The organism is Streptomyces sp. NPDC002574 (assembly GCF_042889545.1).
In the GTDB taxonomy this organism is placed as follows: Bacteria; Actinomycetota; Actinomycetes; order Streptomycetales; family Streptomycetaceae; genus Actinacidiphila.
The window spans coordinates 330,156-344,492 of the sequence record NZ_JBIARB010000009.1 but is presented as its reverse complement, the minus strand read 5'-3'; the positions used below and the strand labels follow the sequence as shown (position 1 = coordinate 344,492).

Annotated in this window: 12 protein-coding genes and 1 riboswitch; of the genes, 8 read left to right on the top strand and 4 right to left on the bottom strand. The window is 73.3% G+C overall.

All coding sequences use genetic code 11. The features are described 5' to 3' along the window. Positions 1 to 112: 112 nt before the first annotated feature. A riboswitch (SAM riboswitch) is annotated at positions 113 to 229 on the top strand. Positions 230 to 384: 155 nt separating this feature from the next. Further along, on the top strand, positions 385 to 1,719 hold the full coding sequence (locus ACFYXS_RS24095) for an aminotransferase class V-fold PLP-dependent enzyme (RefSeq protein ID WP_389251457.1): 1,335 nt from the start codon (positions 385 to 387) through the stop codon (positions 1,717 to 1,719). Between the two features lie 31 nt (positions 1,720 to 1,750). On the opposite strand, the gene ACFYXS_RS24090 is transcribed toward ACFYXS_RS24095, so the two are convergent. Next, positions 1,751 to 2,032, bottom strand: coding sequence for an Lrp/AsnC ligand binding domain-containing protein (locus ACFYXS_RS24090; protein WP_319662123.1), 282 nt, complete (start codon positions 2,030 to 2,032; stop codon positions 1,751 to 1,753). Beyond that, positions 2,029 to 2,808, bottom strand: a complete 780-nt coding sequence (locus ACFYXS_RS24085; RefSeq protein ID WP_389251452.1) for a rhomboid family intramembrane serine protease — start codon at positions 2,806 to 2,808, stop codon at positions 2,029 to 2,031. The genes ACFYXS_RS24090 and ACFYXS_RS24085 overlap by 4 nt, the downstream gene beginning before the upstream one ends. Before the next feature lie 115 nt (positions 2,809 to 2,923). Between ACFYXS_RS24085 and ACFYXS_RS24080 the strand changes: the two genes are divergently transcribed. From ACFYXS_RS24080 to ACFYXS_RS24055, 6 genes are all read left to right on the top strand, one after another. Then, entirely contained in the window at positions 2,924 to 3,172 is a 249-nt protein-coding gene (locus ACFYXS_RS24080) for a hypothetical protein (RefSeq protein WP_384292321.1), read from the top strand. 89 nt (positions 3,173 to 3,261) lie between these two features. After that, positions 3,262 to 4,665 carry an NYN domain-containing protein gene (locus tag ACFYXS_RS24075; RefSeq protein WP_389251449.1) on the top strand — a complete coding sequence of 468 codons (1,404 nt, stop codon included), beginning with the start codon at positions 3,262 to 3,264 and terminating at the stop codon, positions 4,663 to 4,665. A 316-nt stretch (positions 4,666 to 4,981) separates the two neighbouring features. Beyond that, positions 4,982 to 6,007, top strand: a complete 1,026-nt coding sequence (locus ACFYXS_RS24070) for an NlpC/P60 family protein (RefSeq protein ID WP_389251447.1) — start codon at positions 4,982 to 4,984, stop codon at positions 6,005 to 6,007. Between the two features lie 159 nt (positions 6,008 to 6,166). Then, on the top strand, positions 6,167 to 7,219 hold the full coding sequence (locus ACFYXS_RS24065) for an NlpC/P60 family protein (RefSeq protein WP_389251445.1): 1,053 nt from the start codon (positions 6,167 to 6,169) through the stop codon (positions 7,217 to 7,219). A 52-nt stretch (positions 7,220 to 7,271) separates the two neighbouring features. Next, the gene (locus ACFYXS_RS24060) at positions 7,272 to 8,441 is read left to right on the top strand and encodes a hypothetical protein (protein ID WP_389251442.1); all 1,170 of its coding nucleotides are present in this window, start codon (positions 7,272 to 7,274) and stop codon (positions 8,439 to 8,441) included. Continuing rightward, positions 8,438 to 9,523, top strand: a complete 1,086-nt coding sequence (locus ACFYXS_RS24055) for a M48 family metalloprotease (RefSeq protein ID WP_389251440.1) — start codon at positions 8,438 to 8,440, stop codon at positions 9,521 to 9,523. Before ACFYXS_RS24060 ends, ACFYXS_RS24055 begins: the two co-directional genes overlap by 4 nt. Before the next feature lie 336 nt (positions 9,524 to 9,859). Here ACFYXS_RS24055 and ACFYXS_RS24050 read toward each other — a convergent pair whose 3' ends face one another. Continuing rightward, the gene (locus ACFYXS_RS24050) at positions 9,860 to 11,122 is read right to left on the bottom strand and encodes a glycosyltransferase 87 family protein (RefSeq protein WP_389251438.1); all 1,263 of its coding nucleotides are present in this window, start codon (positions 11,120 to 11,122) and stop codon (positions 9,860 to 9,862) included. 135 nt (positions 11,123 to 11,257) lie between these two features. Between ACFYXS_RS24050 and ACFYXS_RS24045 the strand changes: the two genes are divergently transcribed. Next, a complete protein-coding gene (locus ACFYXS_RS24045) occupies positions 11,258 to 12,388 on the top strand; it encodes a glycosyltransferase family 4 protein (protein ID WP_389251436.1) in 1,131 nt (376 codons plus the stop codon). 140 nt (positions 12,389 to 12,528) lie between these two features. On the opposite strand, the gene ACFYXS_RS24040 is transcribed toward ACFYXS_RS24045, so the two are convergent. Further along, positions 12,529 to 14,325, bottom strand: coding sequence for an AMP-dependent synthetase/ligase (locus ACFYXS_RS24040; protein ID WP_389251434.1), 1,797 nt, complete (start codon positions 14,323 to 14,325; stop codon positions 12,529 to 12,531). Positions 14,326 to 14,337 lie beyond the last annotated feature (12 nt).

The window sequence follows — 14,337 nt, the reverse complement described above, 5'->3', positions numbered from 1 at the left end:
CGTTGCCCGGCCACGGCCACGGCCACGGCCGACGGCCCGGGTGCCGGCGCGCGATGTCCGGGATGCGGACCGCGGCTTGCGGCGCCGGGCGTCTGTGGCAGGATGCTGCGCAGGTCACGAGTGACAGCGACACGGCCCCGGCCCGCTGTCCGGCAACCCTCCTTCCGTGGCGGGGTGCCCCGGGTGATGACCAGGCCGCAGGCAGCGAGGTCCGCGGCAAGCACGGTCATGAGGAGTTCTTCCATGAGCAAGCGAATGCGCTAGGGCCCGAAGGCCCCTTTCCACCCTCCCCGGGCGCGCGGCCGTGTGCCGTCCGGCGCCGCGAGGGCTTTCCCGTCATCCCTGACGCCCTGTCGCTTCCCCCTGCCCACAGGAGACTTCGCCATGTCCGTGCACTCTGCCGCGACCGTCCGCACCACCACCCCGCTGCCCGTCCTCGGCCGTGACGTCCTCGTCCCGCTGGTCACCGGCGGCGAGGTCGCCTACGCCGCCCTCGACTACGCCGCGAGCGCGCCCGCGCTGCAGCGGGTGTGGGACGACGTGGCCGCGTACGCGCCCTACTACGGCAGCGTGCACCGGGGCGCGGGCTACCTCTCGCAGCTGTCGACCGACCTGTTCGAGCAGAGCCGCGCGGAGGTGGCCGCCTTCCTCGGCTGTCGGGCCGACGACCAGGTGGTCTTCACCCGGTCGACCACGGATTCGCTCAACCTGCTGGCGTCCGTCGTGCCCGACGGCACCCGCGTCTTCGTTTTCGAGACCGAGCACCACGCCTCGCTGCTGCCCTGGCGGGACGGCGACGTCACCTACCTGAGCGCGCCCCGGACCCCCGCGGAGGCCGTGGCCGTACTGGAGCGCGCGCTCGCCGCGCGTCGGTCGCCGGGTCCGGCGCTGGTCTGCGTGACGGGTGCGTCCAATGTGACCGGTGAGCTCTGGCCGGTGCGCGAGCTGGCGGCCGCGGCCCACGCGCACGGTGCGCGCATCGTCCTGGACGCCGCGCAGCTCGCGCCGCACCACCCCGTCGACGTGGAGGCGCTCGACGTGGACTGGGTCGCCTTCTCCGGGCACAAGCTCTACGCGCCCTTCGGCTCCGGCGTCCTGGCCGGCCGCGCCGACTGGCTCCGCGAGGCCGAGCCCTATCTCGCGGGAGGCGGCGCCTCCCGGCGCGTGACCCGCCGCGAGGACGGCGGCGTCGACGTGGACTGGCACACCACGGAGGCCCGCCACGAGGCCGGTTCGCCCAACGTCATCGGCGTCTACGCCATCGCCTCAGCCTGCCGGGCCCTGCGCGAGGCGGGTTTCGAGTCCCTCGTCGAGCGCGAGCAGGCACTGGTCGCCCGGGTGCGCGACGGGCTCGCGGGGATCCCGCAGGTGCGGGTGCTCTCGCTGTTCGGCGAGGACGCCCCGCGGGTGGGCGTCCTGTCCTTCGTGGTCGACGGCTGGAACAGCTCCCATTTCGCCGCGGCGCTGTCCGCCGAGTACGGCATCGGCGTCCGCGACGGGCTGTTCTGTGCCCATCCCCTGGTCCGAACCCTGCTCGGCGACCACACGGAACCGGGCGACTGCGGGGGCGACACCACCCTCAACGCCGTCCGCGTCTCCTTCGGCGCGGGCACCCCCGACGAGCACGTCGAGCGCTTCCTCACCGCCGTCGCCGGCCTCGTCACCGACGGCGCCCAGTGGCGCTACCGCACCGAGAACGGCCGCTGCGTTCCCGCGTAGCGGCGCGCCGGGGGCGCCGGCTGCCGGGAACCTAGGAGTCGAGGCCGATGGCGAAGGCGGCCTCGAGGTCGTGCTGGGAGTAGGTGCGGAAGGCCACGTGCGTGTCGGTGGCCTCGACGCCCGGGATCTTGCTGATGCGGCCGGGGATGACGTCCGCGAGCTGGTCGTGCTGGGCGACCCGGACCATGGCGACCAGGTCGTACGTGCCGGTGACGGAGTAGACCTCGCTGACGCTGTCGAGCGCCGCGATGGACTGCGCGATCTCGGGGATCCGGTCGACGCTGGTCTTGATGAGCACGATCGCGGTGATCACGGTTGTAGGTCTCCTTGGGTCGCCCTGGCTGCGGCCTCAAGCTTAGGCCTTGCCCGGTAGCACCCCCAGGCGCACAGGAAACCGAAGAGGAAGCCGGTGATGTGCGCCAGGTACGCCACGCCCGGGCCGGACTGGGGGGCCTGCCCGGCGAGGGACTGCAGCACGAACCAGAAGACCAGCACCATCCACGCGGGGAAGCGCAGCGGCAGGAAGAAGAGGAAGGGGAAGAGACTGGTCACGCGTGCCCGGGGATAGAGGTAGAGGTACGCGCCGAGCACGCCGGAGATGGCGCCGGACGCGCCGACCAGTGCCTGGGTGGATGTGGTGTGCGCCAGGGCGTAGCCGTAGGTGGCCAGGTAGCCGCACACCACGTAGAAGACGAGGTAGCGCAGCCGGCCCATGCGGTTCTCGACGTTGTCGCCGAAGACGTAGAAGAACAGCATGTTGCCCAGCAGGTGCACCCAACTCCCGTGCACGAAAAGCGCCGTGAGCACCGAGACGAAGGGCGATCGTCCGAGGTCGCCCGGCGGGGGGCACCCGGTCGGCATCACGACCGACGCGGCGGGGACACGCCCGTGCCACAGTTCCGCGGGAATGACACCCCACCGGGCGAAGTACGAGGCCTGGGCGCACGCCAGCTCGTGGCCGGTGCCGTACACGGGGTTGAGCCCGGAGGCCGGGCCGATCAGGAAGACCGCCACGCACAGCCCGATCAGGGCGTACGTCACCACGGGTCTGCGGCGGACAGGGTTCTTGTCGTACACCGGGATGACCATGGATCGATCATGACGGAACGGGTGTAACGGGCACAGGACGCCTCGCCGCAGCGCCGGATCCCGCCGAGGCCGTAGGGTGACCGGAACGCAAACGCGCGACCTAGGAGCAGATCCGATGACGGTTCCACTGCCGACGTCCACGACCCGGTGGCGCTGCACCCTCTGCGGAAATCTGACCCGGTTCGACGTCACGCGGTCCAGCAGGGTCGTCGAGTACGTGCACCTGGACCTCGCGGGGGAGCCCAAGGTCGAGGAGCGCGAGGTGCTCAGCGAGACCGTCGAGTCGGTGCGCTGCCGCTGGTGCAACGCCGTGGACCGGGTCGAGCTGGTGGACCGTCCCGACGCGGCGGCTGCGCAGGCCTGACCGCCGCCGGGGACAATGGAGGGGCGCGGCGTGGCCCGAGAGGCCGAGCGGGGCCGGGGAGGCGCCGAAGAACTGGACAGGAGTGACTGGTGGACCGGACCGGCGGTAATCCGGGCCACGGCGACGAGGCGGCCGGGCCCGCGGCTCCGGCTGCCCCGGACGGCTCGGCCCCGCCCGAGGCCCTCGACCGTCCGCTGCCCGAGGGCGTGCGCCACCGCGTGGTCTCGCTGGCGGCCGATGCCTTCGGCGGGCTGACCCTGGGCGAGCTGCCCGCGGTGCTGCGCCCCTACGCCCGGTTCACCCCGAGTCGCCGTGCCAAGTTCGCGGCCACCGCTCTGGCCACCGCGCTGGAGAGCGATCCCGCCTTCCGGCAGCGCGTCGCCGGACGGCTGCGCGAGGCGGAGCCCGATCTGTGCGAGGCGCTGGACGCAGGCACCCCGCCGCCGGCCGTGGATCCGCTCGATGTGGCCGCGGCCGCCTATCTGCTGCGGCCCGCGGGCTGGGCGAAGCTGGTCGCCGCCGCCGGCGAGGAGGCGCAGCGCGCCGGCGCGGAGCGGGCCGGCGAGGAAGCGCTGCGTGAACTGCGGAAGCTGAGGACCGAACTCGACGAGGTACGGGCGCAGTCCCGCACCGAGGCCCTCCGGGCCCGCGCCGACCTGGACGCGGCCCGCAAGGAGGCGGAGTCGCTGCAGCGCAAACTGCGCAGCGCCGCCAGCGATGTGAAGCGCGCCGAGGCGGCGCTGCGCAAGGTCGAGGCCGAACTGGACGAGACGCGTTCGTCCGCCGCGGCGGACAAGGCGGCCGCTGACGGCGAGGCACGCCGGCTGCGGGCCCGGCTGGCCGAGGCGGAGTCGGCGGTCGAGGCGGGCCGCCGGGCGGCGCGCGAGGGGCGCACCGTAGAGGACATGCGGCTGCGACTGCTGCTCGACACCGTGCTGGACGCCGCGTCCGGACTGCGCCGGGAGCTGGCGCTGCCGCCGCGCGACACCCTGGGCGTGCGCCCTGCCGACACCGTGGACGCGGTGGCGCCGGGGGCGATCAGCCCGAAGGACATCGCGCGCCGCGCCCTGTCGGAGGACGACCCGGCGCTGCTGGACCAGTTGCTCGCGCTCCCGCAGGCCCATCTGGTCATCGACGGCTACAACGTCACGAAGACCGGTTATCCCGCCCTGCCGTTGGAGAAGCAGCGGCTGCGGCTGCTGGGTGGCCTGGCGGTGCTGGCCGCGCAGAGCGGCGCGGAGGTCACCTGTGTCTTCGACGGCGCGGACCTGGACGCGCCGGTGCTGCTCGCCCCGCCGCGCGGGGTGCGGGTGCTGTTCAGCAAGGCCGGTGAGACGGCTGACGAGTTGATCCGGCGTCTGGTTCGGGCGGAACCTCCCGGTCGTCCGATTGTGGTGGTTTCGTCCGACCGTGAGGTCGCGGACGGGGTGGCTCGCGCCGGCGCGCGACCCGTCGCATCCACCTTGTTGCTCAAGCGACTTGCCCGGGTGTGACCTGGAGCACACCGTGGGGCGGGTGGGGCGGTTTTTCGGAGCTCTGCGTCAACTCACCATCACAGCGCGTGCGATGTGTGTAAAGAAAACGCGAGTGAATGACTTTTTTCCTTCAGAGATTTGATCCGATCACAAGATGGTCACTAGGGTCAGGCCTCGAACCTCTGCGCAGTCGATCACCCAATCAGGGTGGCAGCGGAGGTCCCGCCGATCCGAAGTGGCGTGCGTACGACGGGGGACGCCGACGCTCGGGGCCGGGGAACCGTGGTTCCCGATGCACGCGGCAGGCGGCTGGAGGAAGAAGGAGCTCGCCCGAGTGGCGTCCCACCGTCGACCCAAGCAGACCAGTCGCGCACGTGTCACTGTGCTCACCGCGACCGCCGCCGCAGCCGTGGCGCTCTCCGCCCAGGCCGCCCAGGCCGCTCCCGCCAAGCAGTCCGTCAAGAGCGTCAAGGCCAAGGTCGACGCCCTGTACGAGCAGGCCGAGCAGGCGACCGAGAAGTTCAACGGTGCCAAGGAGAAGCAGCAGCAGCTGCAGAAGCAGGTCGAGGACATCCAGGATGAGGTGGCCCGCGAGCAGGCCGGGCTCAACGACCTCCAGGACGACCTCGGCACCCTCGCCAGCGCCCAGTACCGCAGCGGCGGCATCGACCCGACGCTGCAGCTCTTCCTCTCCGCCGACCCGGACAGCTACCTCGACAAGGCGTCCACCCTCGACCAGGTGAGCACCAAGCAGGCCGAAGGTCTCCAGCAGATCGCGGAGAAGAAGCGCACGCTCAACCAGCAGAAGGCGGAAGCGGCGAGCAAGCTCTCCGAGCTCGACCAGACCCGCACCGAACTGGGCAAGAAGAAGAAGGAAGTCCAGGGCAAGCTGGCCGAGGCGCAGCGGTTGCTCAACTCGCTGACCGCCGCCCAGCGCGCGGCGGTCGCCGCCGCGGACGCGCGTGCCAGCCGCAGCAACGAGCGGGTCAACCTGGGCAACGACACCCCGGCCTCCGGCCGCGCCGCCGCCGCGCTCTCGGCCGCCCAGAGCAAGCTCGGCTCGCCGTACGTCTACGGCGCCACCGGCCCCAGCTCCTTCGACTGCTCCGGCCTCACCTCCTGGGCCTACGCCCAGGCCGGTGTCTCCATACCCCGGACCTCCCAGTCCCAGGCGTACGCCGGCACGCACCTGTCGATGAGCGAGCTGATGCCCGGCGACCTGGTCATCTTCTACGGCGACCAGCACCACGTTGCGCTCTACGCGGGCAACGGCATGGTCCTGCACGCGCCGCGCACCGGCACGGTCGTCCGCTACGAGTCGATCAACAACATGCCGTTCCAGTTCGGCGTCCGCATCTGATCCGCATCTCATCACCATCCGAGCGGTCCGGTTGAACCTATCGGGTGATCTCGTACGGTGACGGCCGGGCGGTGACCTGCACAAGTGGGGCGTCGCCCGGCCTTTGCGCGTCCCCGGGTCTTTGAACTCCGCGTGCGCGGCTGACTACTGTCGGTCGACGTGCCTTCCCATCGACGCATTCCGCAGCCCGGCCAGGGCCCCCGTACCGCACGGGTCACGGTCCTGACCGCCGCTGCCGCCACCGCCGCGGCGGTGGCGGGTGCCGCCTCCGCGCCGAACGCGCAGGCCCGGCCCGCGGACACCGCGACCGACGTGGCCACCCGCATCGACCACCTCTACGAGCAGGCCGAGCGGGCCACCGAGCAGTTCAACGCGGCCAAGGAGCGCTCGGAGCAACTCCGCGGCCAGGTGGAGGTCCTGCAGGACCGCGCCGCACGCGGCCAGGAACGGGTCAACGGGCTCCGCAACGACCTCGGCATGCTCGCCGGCGCCCAGTACCGCAGTGGGGGAGTGGACCCCACGCTCGCCCTGCTGCTCTCGCCCGATCCGGGCACCTACCTCGACCGGGCCGCCACCGTGGACCGGATCAGCAGCCGCGGCAACGCCCGGCTCGGCGAACTGCGCGACGCCCAGCGGGTACTGGACCAGGAACGCACGCAGGCCGCGGGCCGGCTGGTGGAGCTGGAGCAGGCCCGCACCACGCTCAACGCCCGCAAGAGGACGGTGCAGCGCAAGCTGATGGCCGCCGCACGCCTGGTCAACTCCCTCTCCGACGAGGAGCGGGAGCGGCTCGCCTCCCGCCTGGAGCAGCGTGCCTCCCGTTCCGGACGGCTGATCGACATCCCGGACCTCGGGGCGTCCTCCGCACGCGCCGCCGCGGCCGTCGCGGCCGTGCGGTCCGTCGTCGGCGCCCCCTACGCCTGGGGCAGCACCGGCCCCGGCGCCTTCGACTGCTCCGGGCTCATGGTCTGGGCGTACCGGCAGGCCGGTGTCGGGCTGCCGCGCACCTCCCAGGCACAGATGCACGCCGGGCGGCAGGTGCCGCTCAGCCAGGCACGCCCCGGCGACCTGGTCGTCTACCGGGGCGACGCCAGCCATGTCGGCATGTACGTCGGGAGCGGCCAGGTCGTGCACGCCCCCTACCCAGGGGCGCGCGTGCGCTACGACCCGATCGGGATGATGCCGGTCGCGGCGGTGACCCGGCCCGCGTGACCCGGCCCACGTGCTCCGATCCACGCGTCCGCGGGACCGTACGATCGGCGGCGTGGCCCGCATCCCTCGTCCCCTCGTCGAACTCGCCGCCGCCGCGCTGTGCTGCGCGGCGGTGTCGGCCGGCTGCGGGCCCATCGGCGCCTCCGGCGACCGCCCGGACCGTACGGCCGTGCAGCGGCTGCTGGACGGGCGGGCGGCGGCACTGCTGGACCGGGACGAGCAGGCGTACCTCGCGGGTGCGGTGCCCGCCCGGCGGGCCGCCGAACGGCAGGTCTTCCGCAATCTGGCGGACGTGCCGCTGGCCTCCTGGTCGTACCGGGTCGTCTCGGTGGACGGCGGCGACCGGCCGTCCGCCCGCGTCGAACTGGACTACCGCGTCAAGGGGTACGACAGCGCGCCCGTCGCCGCGCAGGAGTCGGTGCGGCTGGGACGGGGCGGCGACGGCCGGTGGCGCGTCGCCGCCGAGGGCGCGGACGGCGACCAGTTGTGGGAGCAGGGCCCGGTACGGGTGGTGCGCGGCACGTACAGCCTCGTCCTCGGCACCGTGGGCACCGCCTCGCTGAAGTCGTACGCCGCCGACGCCGACCGGGCGGTCCCCGCCGTGCTGCGGGCCTGGGGGACCCGCGGCTGGAGCGGCAGGATCGTCGTCGAGGTCCCCGCGTCGCTGCGGAGCATGGGCGAACTGCTCGACGCCCCCGCCGACGCCTACCAGGGCATCGCCGCCGTCACCACGGGCGAGGCCGGCGGCCCCGCCTCGGACGCCCCCGGCGGCCGTGTCATCGTCAACCCCGAGGCCTTCGGGGAGCTGTCCGCCTTCGGCCGCCGCGTCGTGCTCACCCACGAGGCCACCCATGTGGCGACCCGCTCCGCCACGGCCCCCGGCACCCCGCTCTGGCTCTCCGAGGGCTTCGCCGACTGGGTCGCCTACCGCGGCACCGGCCGCTCCGCACCGGACGTCGCCCCCGAACTCGCCCGCGACGTCGCCGCGGGCCGCGTGCCCCGGGCGCTCCCCTCCGACGCGGACTTCGGCACGCGGGCCGCCGGGCTGGCGCAGGCCTACGAGGGCGCGTGGCTGGCCTGCCGGTTCATCGCGGAGCAATGGGGCGACGCCCGCCTCGTCGCCCTGTACCGTGCCGGTGCGGACACACGCCGTGTGCTCGGGATCGGCACGGACGAGCTCACCGCGCGCTGGCGCGCCTACGTCGAGCGGGAGTTGGGATGACCGAGGACTTCAGCCCCGCCGAGACCGAACGCGGCAGGGCGCTGCGCCGGGCCCAGCTGCCGCCCGTCATGGCCGGCCGCCTCGCCGGACTCACCCTCCTGCTCGTCCTCGGCCTCACCCCCGCGGGGGCCGCGCTGACCGGGGTGTTCGGCGACGCGTGGGGACTGCGCGTCCTGGCCGGCGGGCTCCTCCTGGTCGTGCTCCGGCAGGCCGTCACACTGCCCTTCTCCGCCCGGGTGAGGGTCGTCCGCCACCGCTACGGCCTGGTGACCCAGGGCTGGGGCGGCTGGGCGGCCGACGTCGCGCGCGGCCTCATGGTCTCCGTGCCGCTCGTCCTCGCCGCCCTGTACGGCTTCTACGGGCTCGGCTGGGCCTGGGCCGCCCTCGGCGCGGCCTGTGCGGCCGTGGCGCTGTCCTGGCTCGCCCCCGTCGTCCTCGAACCGCTCTTCAACCGCTTCCGGCCCATGGACGCCGGGCCCTTGCGCGACGCGCTGCTGGAACTGGCCGCACGCGACGGCGTCCCGGTGCGCGACGTCCTGGTCGCGGACGCCTCACGCCGCACGACCGCCCTCAACGCGTACGTCTCCGGCTTCGGCAGGACCCGGCGCATCGTCGCCTACGACACCCTCCTGACGACCGCCCCGGCCGGCGAGGTGGCCCTCGTCGTCGCCCACGAACTCGGCCACGTCAAGCACCGCGACGTCCTGCGCGGCACCCTCTTCGGAGCGCTCGGCGCCGCCGCGGGCGTCTGCGTCCTGGCCGCCTTCCTCGCCGCCGCCTCCCCCTATGCCGCCGACGACCCCCGCGGCCTCTTCCTGCTCGCCGCGGCGGCGGCCGTCGGCTCCGCACTGGCCGGCCCCCTCGGCTGCGCCGTCAGCCGCCGCGCCGAACGCCGCGCGGACCGCCACGCCCTCGAACTCACCGGCGACCCGGCCGAGTTCATCGCCATGCAACGCCGCCTCACGGTCGCCAACGTCTCCGACCCCGACCCCCCGCGCGCCCTCCACCTCCTCTTCGGCACCCACCCCACCCCCGTCCAGCGCATCGCCGCCGCCCGCACCTTCGCGACGCCCGCCGCCTGAGCCGCGAGCACCTCACGCCGCTTGCCGGCACACGGGCGAGGTGCGCGCCGCACGGGAGTGCGGAGGAGCCGGTCGCCTGCTGGGGCTCCGCAGGAGCCTTCGGCCGGCGGGCCGGGGCCGTGGGCGCGCAAAGGGCGAGCGCACGGCCTTGCTCCGTGCAGCGCCCGGCCGAACTCCTCGCGCTCCAGGGGCCTTCGGCCGGCGCCGTGCCGCTTTGGGCTGGTGCCCGCTGGTGCTCCGCCCGGCGGAGCGGTCGTTCCGCGCGCCCGGACGGGCCGGCGCATTGCCCGGGCCCACGCTTCCCGGGGCGGTGAGCCCCCCGTCAGGGGTGTGGCGTCACCAGGTGAGGAGCTCGCGGCCGCCGTCGGGCTCCGGTTCCGTCTCGGAGGCGGGACGGTCCGCGGGGGCGGCGGGGAAGGGGCCGGGGTCGCGGGCCGTGGCGGTCCACAGGCGGCGGCAGGCGATGAGGCAGGCGGCGACGAGCAGGCCGTTGCGGAGCACGAGGAGCGTGATCCCGAGCGGGCTGCTGCCGACGACGTCGCCGAAGCGGATCGGGAACTCGTAGAGGGTGACGGCCGTGGCGGCGACCACGAGCCCCGCGGGCAGGGCCATGACGCTCGCACGCAGCGTGAGGCAGACGGCGGCCATGCCGATCAGCCAGATCATGTACTGGGGGCTGATGACCCTGCTGGTCGTGGTGAACAGCAGGACCGCCGTGAAGGCCGCGTCGAAGGGCGTCGCCGCTCCGAGGGTGCGGGCCCGCACCCGCCACAGCAGCAGCCAGGCGAAGGCCGTGACGGTGAGCGTGAGCGCGATGTCGCTCACCAGGCCGACGTAGGGGCCGAGGAACTCCACGGAGCCGTAGTTGAGCAGTACCTGGCCCTGCCAGCCGTGGTGCCGGGCGAAGTGGAAGACCAGGGAGCCCAGCGACTCGATCTCGGTGCCCCGCTCGCCCTGGAACCGCAGGAACGCGAAGGCCCCCGGCATCCACAGCCAGAAGCCCAGCGCGAGGACGGCCGCCGAGGCCACCGCCGCCGCCCACACCCGCCGGTCCCGCACCCCGGTGAGCAGCAGCACCGGCCAGACCTTGAGCATCGCGGCGAACGCGATGAGCGCGCCGGCGACCTTGGGCCGCCGCACCGTCGCCGGCATCGCGGCCACGGCCACGGCGGTGACCATCACGTCGTACCGGGCGTAGGCGGTCGGTCCCAGCAGCGGCACGCCGACCACCCAGACCCAGACGCCCGCCTGCCGGCGCCCCTCGCCGCGCGAGCCGCGCAGCAGCACGGCGAAGGTGACGGCGTCGGCCGCACAGGCGAGCCAGAAAAAGGCGGTGGTGTAGTCGAGGAAGGGCAGCAGCCCGGGGGAGAGCACCGCCAGTGCCGCGGCGGGCGGGTACTGCCAGGTGACGTCGTGGAGCGGGAAGGTGCCGGAGCGCAGCACTTCGTACCAGCCGTGGTAGATCGCCGAGACGTCGCTGGTGACGTCGAGCGGCGACACGCTGAACACCTTGAACACGCACAGCAGCAGCACGATCCGGGTGATCACCCAGGCGAGGACGGGTCCCACCCGGGACCTCCCGCCGTTACTGCCTGCCATGTCCACCTCGTCGTTTCGCTTCTGCTGAGATGATGCACGATGCCGGTCGCGCCTGTGGACGGGCCCCGGTTCTCAAGGACGCATTCGCGGCCGCGGTCGGTTGCCGGGGCCGCCAAGCGCTACGCTCGGCGCCGTATGGACAAGACCTTGATCGTCACGAATGACTTCCCGCCCCGCCCCGGCGGCATCCAGGCCTTCGTGCACAGCATGGCGCTGCGCCTGGACCCCGGGCAGGTCGTGGTGTACGCCTCCACGTGGCGCGACGGCTCAGAGGTCGCCCGCTTTGACGCCGAGCAGCCCTTCCCCGTCGTCCGCGATCGTACGTCGATGCTGCTGCCGACCCCGCGCGTGACCGGGCGGGCCGCGGGGCTGCTGCGCGAGCACGGCTGCACGTCGGTGTGGTTCGGCGCGGCGGCGCCGCTGGGCCTGATGGCGCCCGCGCTGCGGAAGGCCGGGGCCCGGCGGATCGTGGCGACGACGCACGGCCACGAGGCGGGGTGGGCGCAGTTGCCCGCGAGCCGTCAACTGCTGCGCCGGATCGGCGAGGGCACCGACACCATCACCTATCTGGGTGAGTACACCCGGTCGCGGATCGCTCCCGCGCTCACCCCGGGCGCCGCGGCGCGCATGGTGCAGTTGCCGCCGGGGGTCGACGAGAAGACCTTCCACCCCGCCTCCGGCGGCGACAAGGTCCGGGCCCGGCTCGGGCTGGCCGACCGGCCGGTGATCGTGTGCGTGTCCCGCCTGGTGCCGCGCAAGGGCCAGGACACCCTGATCCTCGCGCTCCCGCGCATCCTGGCCGTCCAGCCTGACGCGGTGCTGCTGGTCGTCGGCGGCGGCCCGTACGCGAACGAGCTGAAGCGGCTCGCGGCGGAGACCGGGGTGACCGACTCCGTCGTCTTCACCGGGGCGGTGCCCTGGGAGGAACTGCCCGCGCACTTCGGCGCGGGCGACGTCTTCGCCATGCCCTGCCGCACCCGGCGCCGCGGGCTGGACGTCGAGGGGCTCGGCATCGTCTACCTGGAGGCGTCCGCGACCGGGCTGCCGGTGGTGGCCGGCGACTCCGGCGGCGCGCCGGACGCGGTGCTGGACGGCGAGACCGGCTGGGTGGTGCGCGGCGGCGTGCCGGAGGACGCGGCGGACCGCATCCTGGCCCTGCTCGGCGACGCCGAACTGCGGCAGCGGATGGGCGAACGCGGGCGCAAGTGGGTCGAGGACGCCTGGCGCTGGGACCTGCTCGCCGACCGGCTGAAGGCCCTTCTGTAGAAGGCTGTTCGGTGGCAGGCGCTGAGGCCCTCAGGCGCTGAGGCCCTCAGCCCCTCGGGCCCGTGAACGCCGCCGGCCGCCGCACGCGCGAGGCGTACGGCGGCCGTGGTCGACTCAGGAACGAGCGGGACGCGCGGGACTCACTTGGCGTAGATCGCGGCGATCTCGTCCGCGAACTCCCGCAGCACCACATTGCGCTTCAGCTTCAGCGACGGCGTCACGTGCCCGGACTCCTCGGTGAACTGCGTCGCCAGGATGCGGAACTTCTTCACCGACTCGGCCTTGGACACCGCGGCGTTGCCGTCGTCGATCGCCGACTGCACCTCGGCCAGCAGCTCCGGGTCCTCGCGCAGCTCCGCCGCCGTGCGGCCGGCCTTGTCGTGCTGCTCGGCCCAGCGGGGCAGGAACTCCTCGTCCAGGGTCACCAGCGCGCCGATGAAGGGCCGGCCGTCGCCGACCACCATGCACTCCGCGACCAGGGCGTGGGCGCGGATGCGGTCCTCGATCACCGCCGGGGCGACGTTCTTGCCGCCCGCCGTGACGATGATCTCCTTCTTGCGGCCGGTGATGGTGATGTAGCCGTCCTCGTCCAGCGCGCCGATGTCGCCGCTGTGGAACCAGCCGTCGGTGACGGCCTCCGCCGTCGCGGCCTCGTTGTTCCAGTAGCCGCTGAACAGGTGCTCGCCGTGGAGCAGCACTTCGCCGTCGTCGGCGATGCGGACCGTGGAGCCGGGCAGCGGCTGGCCGACGGTGCCGATCTTCGTACGGTCCCAGGGGTTGAAGGCCGTGGCCGCACAGGACTCGGTCAGGCCGTAGCCCTCCAGGACGGTGAAGCCGATGCCCCGGTAGAAGTGGCCGAGCCGCTCGCCGAGCGGCGCGCCGCCGGAGATGGAGTACTCGGCGCGGCCGCCGAGGACAGCGCGCAGCTTGCTGTAGACCAGCCGGTCGAAGACCTTGTGCTTGAAGCGCAGGGCGAGCGAGGGCCCGTTCGCCGAGTCCAGCGCGCGGCTGAACTCGATCGCGACGTCGGACGCCTTGTCGAAGACCTTGCCCTTGCCGCCCGCCTGCGCCTGCGCGCGGGCGGAGTTGTAGACCTTCTCGAAGACGCGCGGCACACCCAGCAGCATCGTCGGCCGGAACGAGGACAGCTCGCCGGTGAGGTTCTTGATGTCGCTGACGTGCCCGAGCTTGATCGGGGCCATCACACTGGCCACCTCGACCAGCCGGCCGAAGACGTGCGCCAGCGGCAGGAAGAGCAGCACCGAGGAGTCGCCGGTCCGGAACAGCGGCTTGAGCCGCTCCACCACGTTGCCGCACTCGGCGAAGAAGGCGCGGTGGCTGAGCACGCACCCCTTGGGGCGGCCGGTGGTGCCCGACGTGTAGACGATCGTGGCGGGGGAGTCGGCCTTGGCGAACGCGCCGCGCTCGTCGACCGTCGCCTCGGCGATGTCGGTCCCGGTGGCGGTCAGCGTCTCCACGGCGCCGCCCTCGATGCGCCACACGTGCTTCAGCTGCGGCAGGCGCTCCCGGACGGACTCCACCGACTTCTCGTGCGCCTCGCTCTCCACGATGGTGGCCACGGCGCCGGAGTCGGAGAGGATCCACTCGATCTGCTCGGCCGAGGAGGTCTCGTAGACCGGGACGGTGACCGCGCCCGCGCTCCAGACGGCGAAGTCGAACAGGGTCCACTCGTACCGGGTGCGGGAGATCAGGGCGACCCGGTCGCCGGGCTGCACGCCCGAGGCGATCAGGCCCTTGGCGACCGCGCGGACCTCGGCGAGGAAGGCGGTGGCGGTGACGTCCGCCCAGTCCCCGGCGGCGGTCTTGCGGGCGATGACGGCAACGTCCGGGTGCTGAGCGGCGTTGCGGCGGATGAGATCCGTCAGATTGCCGTCCGCGGGGACCTCGTAAAGAGCCGGAAGGCTGAACTCGCGCAAGACTGCTGCTCC

Excerpts from the sequence above, each read along its gene's own strand:
- ACFYXS_RS24095 (WP_389251457.1), top strand. The coding sequence starts at position 385 with ATGTCCGTGCACTCTGCCGCGACCGTCCGCACCACCACCCCGCTGCCC.
- ACFYXS_RS24085 (WP_389251452.1), bottom strand. The coding sequence starts at position 2,808 with ATGGTCATCCCGGTGTACGACAAGAACCCTGTCCGCCGCAGACCCGTG.
- ACFYXS_RS24080 (WP_384292321.1), top strand. The coding sequence starts at position 2,924 with ATGACGGTTCCACTGCCGACGTCCACGACCCGGTGGCGCTGCACCCTC.
- ACFYXS_RS24055 (WP_389251440.1), top strand. The coding sequence starts at position 8,438 with ATGACCGAGGACTTCAGCCCCGCCGAGACCGAACGCGGCAGGGCGCTG.
- ACFYXS_RS24050 (WP_389251438.1), bottom strand. The coding sequence starts at position 11,122 with ATGGCAGGCAGTAACGGCGGGAGGTCCCGGGTGGGACCCGTCCTCGCC.
- ACFYXS_RS24045 (WP_389251436.1), top strand. The coding sequence starts at position 11,258 with ATGGACAAGACCTTGATCGTCACGAATGACTTCCCGCCCCGCCCCGGC.